This window comes from Halomonas profundus (assembly GCF_020865425.1).
Taxonomy (GTDB): Bacteria; Pseudomonadota; Gammaproteobacteria; order Pseudomonadales; family Halomonadaceae; genus Vreelandella; species Vreelandella titanicae.
In genome coordinates this window covers 3,704,424-3,716,841 of sequence record NZ_CP086344.1, presented here as the reverse complement: position 1 = coordinate 3,716,841, position 12,418 = coordinate 3,704,424, and the positions used below count along the sequence as shown (strand labels likewise).

At 56.6% G+C, this 12,418-nt stretch carries 11 protein-coding genes; 6 read left to right on the top strand and 5 right to left on the bottom strand.

Annotation, left to right across the window (positions count from 1 at the left end; translation table 11 throughout):
• Nucleotides 1–32: 32 nt before the first annotated feature.
• Nucleotides 33–1,046 carry an asparaginase gene (locus LMS44_RS17005; protein ID WP_498945808.1) on the top strand — a complete coding sequence of 338 codons (1,014 nt, stop codon included), beginning with the start codon at nucleotides 33–35 and terminating at the stop codon, nucleotides 1,044–1,046.
• Between the two features lie 5 nt (nucleotides 1,047–1,051).
• On the opposite strand, the gene LMS44_RS17000 is transcribed toward LMS44_RS17005, so the two are convergent.
• From LMS44_RS17000 to LMS44_RS16980, 5 genes are all read right to left on the bottom strand, one after another.
• Nucleotides 1,052–1,918: a DMT family transporter gene (locus LMS44_RS17000; RefSeq protein ID WP_009287352.1), complete on the bottom strand. Its 867-nt coding sequence runs from the start codon at nucleotides 1,916–1,918 to the stop codon at nucleotides 1,052–1,054.
• Between the two features lie 163 nt (nucleotides 1,919–2,081).
• On the bottom strand, nucleotides 2,082–3,311 hold the full coding sequence (locus LMS44_RS16995) for a nucleoside recognition domain-containing protein (RefSeq protein ID WP_022522324.1): 1,230 nt from the start codon (nucleotides 3,309–3,311) through the stop codon (nucleotides 2,082–2,084).
• An 81-nt stretch (nucleotides 3,312–3,392) separates the two neighbouring features.
• Nucleotides 3,393–4,325 (bottom strand): LysO family transporter, encoded by a 933-nt coding sequence (locus LMS44_RS16990; RefSeq protein ID WP_009287351.1) that lies wholly within the window; start codon nucleotides 4,323–4,325, stop codon nucleotides 3,393–3,395.
• Entirely contained in the window at nucleotides 4,326–4,967 is a 642-nt protein-coding gene (locus tag LMS44_RS16985) for a hypothetical protein (protein WP_082116920.1), read from the bottom strand.
• A gap of 172 nt (nucleotides 4,968–5,139) precedes the next feature.
• On the bottom strand, nucleotides 5,140–6,075 hold the full coding sequence (locus tag LMS44_RS16980) for a 2-hydroxyacid dehydrogenase (protein ID WP_022522326.1): 936 nt from the start codon (nucleotides 6,073–6,075) through the stop codon (nucleotides 5,140–5,142).
• A 304-nt stretch (nucleotides 6,076–6,379) separates the two neighbouring features.
• Between LMS44_RS16980 and doeA the strand changes: the two genes are divergently transcribed.
• From doeA to LMS44_RS16955, 5 genes are all read left to right on the top strand, one after another.
• The gene (gene doeA, locus LMS44_RS16975; protein ID WP_027958052.1) at nucleotides 6,380–7,579 is read left to right on the top strand and encodes an ectoine hydrolase DoeA; all 1,200 of its coding nucleotides are present in this window, start codon (nucleotides 6,380–6,382) and stop codon (nucleotides 7,577–7,579) included.
• 38 nt (nucleotides 7,580–7,617) lie between these two features.
• On the top strand, nucleotides 7,618–8,637 hold the full coding sequence (gene doeB, locus LMS44_RS16970) for a N(2)-acetyl-L-2,4-diaminobutanoate deacetylase DoeB (protein WP_022522327.1): 1,020 nt from the start codon (nucleotides 7,618–7,620) through the stop codon (nucleotides 8,635–8,637).
• 8 nt (nucleotides 8,638–8,645) lie between these two features.
• Nucleotides 8,646–9,122: an Lrp/AsnC family transcriptional regulator gene (locus LMS44_RS16965; RefSeq protein ID WP_022522328.1), complete on the top strand. Its 477-nt coding sequence runs from the start codon at nucleotides 8,646–8,648 to the stop codon at nucleotides 9,120–9,122.
• Nucleotides 9,123–9,345: 223 nt separating this feature from the next.
• Nucleotides 9,346–10,842, top strand: a complete 1,497-nt coding sequence (locus tag LMS44_RS16960; protein ID WP_027958051.1) for an NAD-dependent succinate-semialdehyde dehydrogenase — start codon at nucleotides 9,346–9,348, stop codon at nucleotides 10,840–10,842.
• A gap of 140 nt (nucleotides 10,843–10,982) precedes the next feature.
• Complete coding sequence (locus LMS44_RS16955; RefSeq protein WP_009287349.1) at nucleotides 10,983–12,416, top strand: aspartate aminotransferase family protein; 1,434 nt, start codon at nucleotides 10,983–10,985, stop codon at nucleotides 12,414–12,416.
• The last annotated feature ends 2 nt before the right edge of the window (nucleotides 12,417–12,418 follow it).

Below are 12,418 nucleotides of genomic sequence, written 5' to 3'. Positions count from 1 at the left end.
AGACGACTGTACTGATTAGGAAAGGAGTGGCCATGCCCCGCGTACTGATGCTCTATACCGGTGGGACTATTGGTATGCAGCCATCGTCACAGGGTTATATACCTTGCGCGGGGCTGGCCGAACGCCTAGCGGCGCATTTGGCATTGGACGATCTTTACCGGCTGCCAGCGTTTGATGTGCTGGAAATGCAGCCGTTGATTGATAGCGCCGAGCTAATGCCAGAGGCCTGGAACCGTTTGGTGGCACAGCTGGAAATCCACTGGTCGTGCTATGAAGCGTTTGTGATACTCCATGGCACCGATACCATGGCGTACAGCGCTGCGGCGCTTTCGTTTATGCTCGGTGCGTTGAATAAGCCGGTGATCTTCACCGGCTCCCAAATTCCCCTGGGTGAGCCAAGAAGCGATGCGCTGAATAATGTGTTCGGCGCGCTGCAGCTTGCGGTTCACCCCGCAACACCTTGTGAAGTAAGCCTGGTGTTTCACGACCGGCTGTTGCGCGGTAACCGAGCCCGCAAGGTGCGCACTCAAGGCTTGGATGCCTTCGACTCACCCAACTTCCCCTGGCTTGCCGAGCTTGGCATTGGTATAAACTTCCCTCAGCCCTCGGCGCTGCTAAGCGGTAAACCGAATTTTGCACCTATTGAGGTGGACGACGAGGCGGTGGCGGTACTGCCGCTGCATCCAGGAATGTCGCTGCGCCGCGCAAAGGCGTTGCTGGCGGATAAAACGCTAAAAGGGCTGGTGCTTTATAGCTACGGGGTTGGCAACCCGCTTAGCTTTGAAGGCGAGCTGCTTGACGCCTTGAAGGCGGCCAGCGAGAGAGGCGTAGCGCTGCTTAACGTCACCCAGTGTGCCCAAGGCGAGGTAGTGCAGGGCGCCTACGCCACCGGTGCCGCACTCAATCAAGCGGGCGTGATTGCCGGAAGTGATATTACCCTGGAAGCAGCTATCGCGAAACTAACCGTACTCATTGGGCAAGGGCTGGTGGGGTCAATGCTGAGCAAGGCATTGAGTGCCCCCATGCGCGGTGAGTGTAGCCGTTAAGCTTATCAGCGGGAAGAAACGCTCAGCGCGGTGACGGTTAGCAAGATGATCCCCATACCGACCATTTGAATAACGCCCAGGCTTTCGTTTAACACCGCTACACCAAACAGGGTGGCGGTAATCGGCTCGACCATGGCAACCATGGAGGCTAGCGCAGGTGCCGCATGCTTGATACCTACCACGTACAGCAGAAAAGATAGTCCAGCGCCGAGAATGCCCAGCGCCACAAACAGCGGCAGCTCCGGAGCGCTGATAACGCTGACAGCCTGGTTAATGTCCGTTGGAAACAGCAGTGCGATGGCTAGCACGGTGAAGGCGACCGAAAGAATTGCCTGAGGACTGCCATGGGGCGCGGCATACTTGAAACCAAAAATGAACGCTGCATAAGAGAGCCCGGCAAGCAGCCCGGTGCCTACGCCAATTAACGAGAGACCACTGGCGCTGATGGCATACAGCTTGGTTAACAGCACAATACCCACCATGACCAGCGCAATGGCCAGCCACTTGGCAGCGGTGGGGCGCTCTAGTTTGAGGGAAAATGAGACGAGGTAGACAAAAACAGGGGCGCAGTACATCAGGGTGGCAGCGACCGCAACGTTGCCATACTCAATACTAAGAAAATAGAACGTAAAATTGCCAGCGACGCCCAGGCCTGCAACCACTGACCAGAACCAAAGCCGCTTGCTGTTTAGGCCGCTATGCCGACGTTGAAGCAGCAGCCACCCAAGTGCGAAGAGAAGCCCTATAAACCCTCGATAAAATGACACGACGGCTGCATCCCAGCCGTCGTCTAACAAAATGCCTGCGATTCCCCCAGATATCCCCCAGCAGAAGGCCGCCAGCGCTATCAATAAACTGCTTGCGCCTGCCATATTTCACCTATCGTCCTTGAGCGGTAAACACTCGGGAGCAACGAATGTTTAAACGCATTTCTACTGCTTAGCGATGGCTCCTGATCTACTGCCTGTAGACCTTAATGCGGCTCCCCTGAAAGGTAGACGCTGAGCCCAGTGAACGAAAGCCAGCTAACACCAGCTATCCAAAAAACCAGTAACACACCGCAATCGCAGTGGTTACTCCCGCCACATCGGCGACCAACGCACAGCCCAACCCGTGGCGAATGCGAGTGATACCCACGGCGCCAAAGTAGACAGCCAGCACATAGAAGGTGGTTTCAGTGCTACCTTGCATAGTGGCCGCGAGTAGCCCGGCGAAGCTGTCTACGCCGAAAGTATCCATGGTTTCGATCATCATGGCGCGGGCGCCGCTGCCAGAAAGCGGTTTCACAAAGGCGGTGGGGAGAGCATCGACAAAGCGGGTGTCCCAGCCAAAGCCTTCTACTATCCAGCGGATACCGCCTAAGCCAGCGTCTAAAACGCCGCTGGCGCGCAGTACGCCGACTGCCACCAGCATGGCGATCAAGTAAGGCAGCAACGTGATGGTAAAGCTCAGCCCCTCTTTTGCACCTTCAATAAAGGCGTCGTACACCCTCACCCCACGTAACGCCCCGACCATTAAAAACATCATCACGATGCTAAATAGCGTCAGGTTACCGACTAGCGTAGAGGCCGCGGCTAGCGCCTGGGCGGACATGCCTGCCAGCGTGGTTATCAGTAGCCCCAACGCAAGTGCAGCAATCGCTAAATAGGCTAGCACCACGGGCTGCCAGAGTTTTAAGCGCTGCATCAGTGCCACCGCCAAAAGCCCTGCCAGGCTGGAGGCGGTTGTCGCTAGTAAAATAGGTAAAAAGACCAGAGTGGGGTCGGCGGCGCCTTGCTGGGCGCGATACATAAAAATCGTTACCGGCAATAGCGTGAGAGAAGAGGTATTGAGCACCAGAAACAGAATTTGTGCGTTGCTGGCGGTCTCACTGCTGGGGTTAAGGCTCTGCAGCGAGTGCATCGCCTTGATGCCAATCGGTGTGGCGGCGTTATCCAGACCCAGGATATTCGCCGCGAAGTTCATGCTGATCAGCCCCATAGCAGGGTGGCCGCGAGGAACCTCTGGCATCAAGCGGCAGAACAGCGGGTCGAGCACCCGTCCAAGCAGGCGAATCAAGCCTGCCTTTTCGGCAATCGAAAGAAACCCCAGCCACAGCGTCATGGTGCCCAGCAGCACCAGGATAATATCAACGCTCACTTCCGCCATGTCGAACAGTGACTGCACCAAGCGGGCAAATACCTCGCTATCGCCGCCAACCAACCACTGCCAGAGTGAGGCCGCGAAGGCAGCGATAAAGAAGCTTAACCAAATTCCGTTGAGCATGGGGAGTGGGCATCCTGGGGGGTAAGAGTTTTTATATCTCCAGCAATGCCACTTATCCTAACCAATGAGCGCCCGTCACCGCTAACCCGACAGCGAAAGAAAGAACAGAATCAGCGGCGGGGAGAGCAGTGAAAGGATAAAACCGCTGACCACGGCAATGGGTACGCAGGCCACACCGCCGTGCTGCTGAATGACGGGCAGGGTGAAATCCATGGAGGTGGCGCCGCCGTAACCAATCGCCAGTGCGGTATGGCGGTGAATCACCAGTGGAATCAATATAAACGCCAGCAGCTCCCGGGTCAGGTCGTTGAAGAACGCCACACCGCCCATCAGTGGGCCTAGCTGGTCGCCGATCAAGATGGCCGAAAGAGAGTACCAGCCAAAGCCTGACGCCATCGCCAGGCCTTCGTTCCAGCTTAATGAGAGCAGCGGGGCGGCAGCCAAGCCTGCCAGCAGCGAACTTATTGCTAGCGTCACCGCAATCGCCAGCCCCATGCGGTTAAGTAAGATCTGCCTGAGTGGCATGCCGGAGTTACGCAGCTGGCAGCCAATCAGTGCCAGCAGCAGGTAGAGTACCCATTCGGCCAGTAAATCTGCGCTGTTGAAAAGCCTATCACCCAGGAGTGGCCCCAGCAGCAGGCCAGCGATAACGCCCCCTGCCACCACGGCGACCAATAACAGCGAACCCTGCATGGCCGCCAGCTTACTGGTCGGAGCATTTTTCACCACCGGTGAGCTACCGGCCTTAAGCGTTAAACGGCGCGATAGCCACCATAGTGCTGCTAAGTTAAACAGCGTGGTAATGCTAAATAACAGCAAGGCGTTGCCACCCAGGCGCGAAAGCTGGCTAGTCAGGTTTTCAAGCCCGGCAAGGCTTATGCCCATGAAGAGCAGAATCAGGTAAACCGAGCCATTAACCGCTCGGTTGATCAGATTCTGTAACTGTATGGAACGGACGCGAACCAGATAGCCAAGAAAAAGCGGTAGTAGAACAATCAATAAACCGGAAAACATTTAGGGCGTCGCGCCACCGTTTGGGTTGAAGTTAGTTAATGTCAGCTGCGTTTCGCGGCGACCCTCTTTTCGATACACCGCAGAAAGAATCAGCCCGGGCCAGTCAGGGTGAAAGCTAATGGTTAGCAGGCGGTCGGGCTTCTCGATATCGATGAGCGATACGTTCAGTGCTTCAAACTCTCCTGCGGGAACCTCAATGCTGCCTGGGGCGGTAACATAATATTGAAAGTGCTCATCGCGGCCTTTTTGATCGACAAACTCAATCGCGCAGGGCGTACTCTGTGTACAGTTTTCGTGTCCCGCCCGACGGGAGAGATCAAATAGCGCCGCTTGGCGATCTAAAGTGGGGATCTCACCTTCGTTCAGTTGATAGCTATCACCCACGCCCAGCACCGAATAGCTGCTGCTAAAGAGCAGAGCGTTGGTGTCATTGCCATTGAGCGAAAAACGGCTGAACTCCTGGCCGCGCGCCACGGTGATTGAAAAGCGCATATCGCTTAACCAGTGATTCCCTTCGTTAGAGAGGCGATGGGTAATGGTAGCCCCAGGCCAACCGCGAACCTCAAGCCGGTACTGTGCTTCAAAGGGTTGGGGGGCTTCAAAGGGCTGCGGCTCTTTGAACGTCTCAGTTGCTAATGCCATGCCACTTGAGCAGGAAATAGCAAAACCCAACCCCACACACCTGAGCGCGCGGCCAGGTAGTCGTGCGAAAACATTGACCAAGGGCCTTTCCTCCATAAAGGGTATCTTCCTAAGAGCCTTTAGCCACTGCTTGGTTCCCAGCGCGCCAGTATAGCCTGGGTGAGGGGTGGCGTCAGTAACCTGCTTCCGGGTTGATGGTGGAGAGTTTTTCACCCGATTCAAAGGCATGCAAGTAAGCGATCACTTGGTCGATGGCATCATTCAGCGGAGTAGGCGCCGCCATATGGGGTGTGACGATTACCTTAGGATGCTGCCAGAGCGGGTTGTCAGTGGGCAGTGGCTCTTCCTGGAAGACATCCAATAGCGCACCCCGCAGGTGCCCCGGCTGGTTACCGCTACCCAGTGCTTCCAATAGCGCCTGCTCATCAATCAAGCTACCCCGGCCAGGATTAATCACACTAGCCCCTTGGGGCAGCTGGGCCAGCCGCTCGGCGTTGAGAATATGTTGAGTGGCGGCCGTATCGGGCAAAATGGTGATCAGGCTCTGCACTTGGCCGAGCAGTTCGCTTAATCCATCATCGCCATGAAAGCAGTGCACGCCACGGATCTGCTTGGGGGAGCGGCTCCAGCCCAGTACAGGGAAACCTGCTTGCTCCAAGGCGCTGGCCACAAAGCTGCCAATAGCGCCCAGGCCTAATACACCCACCGGCCACTGGGATTTTTCCACCACCTCTTGCGGCTTCCAAGTGGCGTTTTGCTGCTGCTCTGAGTAACGATCCATGCTGCGGTAAAAGTGCAGTACGCCATAGAAGGCGTAATCGGCCATCAGCTCGCCCATGCCCGCATCGCGCAATTTTACAATTGGCACGTCGCTGGGCAGGCCTGGGGTTTTCAGCAAATAATCCACCCCTGCGCCTAAATTGATGATGCCTTTGAGCTGGGTCTGCTCTTGCAGTAAATGGGCGGGGGCTTTCCAGATGGCGAGATAGTCAGCGTCTTTACGCTCATCCGCTGGTGCCTCGCTGGTGAGTACGGTGGCTTGGGGCAACGCTTCCGCAAGCGCCGCTTGCCACTGTGCCGCCTCATCAATATGCACAACAATTTTCATTTCGTTTCCTCTCGCTAAACGTGTTTCCAATGCAGGTTATCATGGTGAGCGATAGGTGCCGTTGCAAGCTCGCATAGTGCAAATAACGATGCCGTATGCACTTTTTGTCATAAAGCCTTTGACCGCTAACCAAGGGTCGGTGCTAGTATCGGCTTAAGACGACATTGGCGGGCCTGCTGCAAGCGCGGCAGATGCAACCCCGACGCCTGATCGGTGGTGGCCAGGTCGATCCTGTGGCCCAGCGTTGCGTGCCTATAGTAGGCAGTGCGCTGGTTCTTGGTGATCTTTAATGGCGAGTTGCCCGATGACTCAGGTTTCCCTGCCTTTCACGCGCGAAGAGTACGCTAACCGCCTGTGGAAAGTGCGTGCTGAAATGGCCAGTCGTGGTATTGACGTACTGATCGTCAGTGACCCTTCCAATATGGCTTGGCTGACCGGCTACGACGGTTGGTCGTTTTATGTGCATCAGTGTGTGCTGGTGGGCCTTGAAGGCGAGCCGGTATGGTTCGGGCGGCGTATGGATGCCAACGGTGCTCTGCTCACCTGTTGGATCGATCCCGAAAACATTACCTACTATCCGGATTACTACGTACAGAATCCGGACATGCACCCGATGGAGTATCTGGCTCAGTCGATCATGCCGGATCGCGGCTGGCATCTGGGGGTGGTGGGTATGGAGATGGATAACTACTACTTCTCCGCCAAGGCCTATCTAAGCCTACTGCGCGAACTCCCCCATGCGCGTTTTATGGATGCCAATGCGCTGGTTAACTGGTGCCGGGCGATCAAATCGCCGCAAGAAGTGGCCTATATGCGCATTGCCGCCAAGATTGTGGAAGGCATGCATACGCGTATTCTTGAAGTGATTGAGCCTGGCTTGCCCAAGAGCAAGCTGGTGTCAGAGATTTACCGCGTTGGCATCGAAGGTTTTGTGGATGAGAACGGCAAAGTATTTGGCGGCGACTATCCCGCCATCGTGCCCATGCTGCCTACTGGTAAAGACGCCGCCGCGCCACACCTAACCTGGGACGACACGCCGTTCCGCAAAGGTGAAGGTACTTTCTTTGAGATTGCCGGGGTGTTTAAACGCTATCATGCGCCGATGTCGCGCACCGTATTTCTGGGCACACCGCCGACGGATTTTATTCGCGCGGAATCAGCTCTGCTAGAAGGCATCGAAAATGGTTTGGCAGTGGCCAAACCTGGTAACCGTACGGCGGATATCGCCATGGCACTGGGTGCGGCGATGGATAAATACGGTTTTGACCGTGGCGGCGCCCGCTGTGGTTACCCTATCGGTATCTCCTATCCGCCCGACTGGGGCGAGCGCACCATGAGTCTGCGCCCCTCGGATGAAACCATTCTCCAGCCAGGCATGACGTTCCACTTCATGCCTGGGCTATGGGTCGATGACTGGGGTCTGGAAATTACCGAAAGCATTCTGATTACCGACGATGGCTGTGAGACGCTGGCCAATTTCCCGCGCCAGCTGTTTGTGAAGTAGTGCTGATATAGCTGCCCGTAACATAAAGGAATTTTTTCATGACGACGATGCGACCAAGTCCCATTTCCGCCACCGTTGATTTTGATGCCGATGGCGTGCAGCACGGCTTTTTAAAGCTACCGATCTCTACCGATGAGTCTGCCTGGGGCGCGGTGATGATTCCTGTGACCGTGGTAAAAAACGGCGAAGGCCCCACGGCACTGCTGACCGGCGGCAACCACGGCGATGAATATGAGGGCATCACCTCGCTACTGAAACTCTCTTCAACGCTGAAGGCAGAGGACGTGACAGGGCGGGTGATTATCGTGCCGTGCATGAATACTCCAGCGGTTATGGCAGGCAAGCGTACCTCTCCGATGGACAAGGGCAACCTCAATCGCAGCTTTCCCGGCGACCCCAATGGCAGCGTCACACCGCAAATTGCCGACTACTTCACCCGTGTGTTGGTACCCATGGCGGACGTGGTGCTCGACCTTCACTCGGGCGGCCGCACGCTGGATATTCTGCCCTTCGGCGCGTCTCACGTGCTGGATAATAAAGAGCAGCAGCAGGCCGCTCTGGAAGGTGCCAAAGCGTTCGGCGCCCCCTATGCCATGGTGATGTTTGAGTTGGATGCGGAAAAACTCTTCGACACTGCCTGCGAGCGCCAGGGCAAAGTCTTTGTGGCCACCGAGCTTGGCGGCGGCGGTACTTCCACCCCACAAAGCATTGCCATTGCCGAGCGCGGCGTGCGCAATTTCCTGATTCACTACGGCCTTGTAGAAGGCGAAGTGGAAATGCCCACAGGTGGGCAACTGTATCTCGATATGCCCGACGCCAGTTGCTACGTGCAGAGCCAGCACTCCGGCGTGTTAGAGCTATTGGTGGCCCTGGGTGATGAAGTGAAAAAAGGCCAAACCATCGCCTACGTGTACGACATGACCCGCAGCGGCACCGATCCGGTTGCCTATAAAGCAGAGCGCGACGGCATTCTAATGGCTCGCCGTGCCCCCTCACTGATCAATATGGGGGATACCCTGGCGGTGATTGCCGATGTTGTTGAACGCCTGGAGGCGTAATCCTCGGCATGATGAAACTTGACCGTTACGATCTGAAAATTCTCGATATCCTCTCCCGCGATGGGCGAATCACCAAGTCGAAGCTAGCCGAGGCGATCAATCTCTCGGTCAGCCCCTGCTGGGAGCGGGTAAAGCGCCTGGAAAAGGCTGGCATCATTGAAGGGTATACCGCGCGCATCAACGCGGACGTGTTGGTGCCGCGCAATCCTGTCTGGGTGCAGATTGAGCTCAAGCAGCACAACGCCGAAAGCTTCACTCGTTTTGAAGCGCTAGTGATGCAAACCCCGGAAGTTACCGAGTGTGTGGCGGTGGGCGGTGGGGTGGATTACTTAGTGAAGTTTGAAGCGCGCACCATCGATAGCTACCAGCGTTTGATGGATAAGTGGCTGGTCTCTGAAGCCGGTATCGAGCGCTACTTCACCTATATCGTGACCAAAACCGTCAAGCGCGTTCCTATAGGCATTGATACCGACGACATTCTTTAATGTAGTTTTGGCCCCCTATCGTAAGCCCACCAAAAAAAAGCACTGCCAAACGCTCTCTGACAAAAAAAGTCGCGTGATAAGTCTCGGTTTTCAAAAACACTTCGTGGCTCCTCTCCGTTAACCTGTGGGCATTCGACGGCAAGGCTAATCAGCACTTGCTGACAATGCCACACAGTGACTGCAGCGCTCGGTTAGCCAGACTGCATTTGAGGGGGAGGTTCCCATGACCACACTATCGACCACGCTCGCCAAGCGCCTGGAAGATCCGCGTCTGTTCCGGCAGTACGCCTACGTGAACGGTAAGTGGACTCACGGGGAAGGCGGTCGCGAAGAGGCTGTCTATGACCCCGCTACCAATGAAGCCATTGGTCATATCCCGTTGCTGGAAGCCGAGCAGATAACCGCCGCTGTAGATGCCGCTGAAGCCGCTTTTGTACAGTGGCGGGCGCTACGCGCCGATGAGCGCTGCGAGCGCCTGCTGGCCTGGTATGACCTGATTCAAGCTAACCGTGAAGACCTTGCGACCATCATGACGCTGGAGCAGGGTAAGCCGCTGCCCGATGCCCGTGGGGAGGTGCAGTACGGTGCCAGTTTCGTGCGCTGGTTCGCCGAAGAGGGTAAGCGTACCTATGGCGAAACCATCCCCAGCCATATTCCCAACGCATCACTTGGTACCATTAAAGAGCCGGTGGGAATCGCGGCGATGATTACTCCATGGAACTTTCCGTTGGCGATGATTACCCGCAAAGCTGCGGCGGCGCTGGCAGCGGGCTGCCCGGTGATCGTCAAACCCGCCAATGAAACGCCCTTCTCGGCGTTGGCGCTGGCGGAGCTGGCCGAGCGTGCTGGGATTCCCGCGGGGATTTTCAATGTGGTGCTGGGCGATCCTGCGGAAGTCTCAAAGATTCTCTGCGCCGAATCGCGTATTCGGGCGTTGTCGTTCACCGGTTCCACCCGCGTGGGCCGTCTGCTGATTGAGCAGAGCGCTAATACCGTCAAGCGGCTCTCCCTGGAGTTGGGGGGCAATGCACCGTTTATCGTTGGGCCCGATATGGATCCCAAAGAGGCGGCCTTTGCAGCCATTGACGCCAAGTTCCAAACCGCTGGGCAGGACTGCTTGGCTGCTAATCGCATCCTGGTGCACGAATCTATCCATGATGAATTCGTAGAGCATTTCAGCGAGCGTATGGCGGCGCTTACCGTGGGCAATGGCCTCCACAGTGAGATAGACCTTGGCCCGTTGATTCACCGTCAGGCGGTAGAAAAGGCGGCCGCGATTGTCGATGACGCCATTTCCAAAGGCGCCAAGATGGTGGGGGGTGATCAAAGCCAAGCACCGGGGGAAAACTTCTTTATGCCGGTGATGCTGACCGGCGTGACGGCGCAGATGAAAGTGTGGCGGGAAGAGAACTTCGCGCCTGTGGCCGGGATCACCGCCTACAGCACCGACGACGAAGTGATTGAAATGGCCAACGACACCGAGTACGGCCTGGCGGCGTATATCTATACCCACGATATTCGCCGCATCTGGAAGCTGATGCGCGCCCTGGAGTACGGCATGGTCAGCGTTAACTCGGTTAAGATGACCGGCCCGCCGGTTCCCTTTGGTGGCGTGAAGCAGTCTGGCCTTGGCCGTGAAGGCGGTGCCACGGGTATCGATGAATACCTGGAAACGAAGTATTACTGCCTGGGCGCGCTGGGTTCGGTGTCGGGTAGTTAAGTCCGGGAACTTGAGTTGGCCTTGTGGGAGGCCGGCTCGGCCGGGCGAAGGCACCGTTAGGTGCCCAAAAATAAGTTCATCATTAATGAATAAAGCACCTCCCCGCTGACTGGGGAGGTTTACCGTACAGAGAGAACACTATGAGCTTGCATCAGGATTTGATCGAACGCGACCGTAAAGTCACTTTCCACGCCTCTACCCACTTGCGCGATTTCGCCCATGGCGATGCGCCGGGCCGCGTGATTACCGGCGGCAAAGGCATCAATATCGTGGATAAGGACGGCCGCGAATTTATCGACGGCTTTGCCGGGCTTTACTGCGTCAACATCGGCTACGGGCGCACCGAAGTCGCCGAGGCGATCTATAAGCAGGCACTTGAACTCTCTTACTACCATACCTACGTAGGTCACTCCAACGAGCCGCAGATCGAGCTTTCCGAGCGTATTCTAAAAATCGCCGGGATGAATATGTCCAAGGTTTACTACGGCATGTCGGGTTCTGATGCCAACGAAACCCAGCTCAAGATCGTACGCTACTACAACAACGTGCTGGGCCGCCCGCAGAAGAAAAAGGTTATCTCACGTATGCGTGGTTACCATGGTTCGGGCATTGCCTCGGGCTCGCTGACCGGCCTGAAAGCATTCCACGACCACTTCGATCTGCCCATCGATACCATTCGCCATACCGAAGCGCCGCATTACTACCTGCGTGCCGCCGAACAGCACGGCATGACCGAGCTGGAGTTCTCTGCGTATTGCGCTGAGAAACTGGAAGCGATGATTCTGGAAGAAGGCCCGGATACCGTGGCCGCCTTTATCGGTGAGCCGGTACTGGGTACTGGCGGTATCGTACCGCCGCCGGAAGGCTACTGGGATGCCATTCAAAGCGTGCTGGCGAAGTATGACGTGCTGTTGATTGCCGATGAAGTGGTCTGTGGCTTTGGCCGTACCGGCTCTGACTTCGGTAGCCACCACTACAATATGAAGCCTGACCTGGTCACCATCGCCAAGGGCTTAACTAGCGCCTACCAGCCGCTCTCCGGCGTGATTGTTGGCGAGAAGGTGTGGCAGGTGCTGGAGCAGGGCACCGGTGAGTATGGCCCCATCGGCCACGGCTGGACCTACTCTGGCCACGCTCTGGGCTGTGCGGCAGGGCTTGCCAACCTGGATATCATCGAGCGTGAAAACCTGGTGGGTAACGCGTCGGAAACCGGTGCTTACTTCCAGCAGCAGCTAAAAGCCAATTTCGAAGGTCATCCGCTGCTGGGCGACGTTCGTGGTGTAGGCCTGATGGCGGCACTGGAGTTCTCTCCGGATGCCAAGCAGCGCCTGCACTTCGACCCAGCGCTTAAAGTCGGCCCTCGCGTGGCGGCTGCCGCCATGGAAGAGAACCTGATTGCCCGGGCCATGCCGCAAGGCGATATTCTCGGCTTTGCGCCGCCGCTGACCATTAATCGTGGTGAAGTGGACGAGATGATTGGCCGCGCCAAGCGCGCCATTGACCGGGTTACCGATGAGCTTACGCGCTCTGGCGACCTGAAAAGCGGTGAAAAAGAGGCCGCGTTTACGGTCTGACC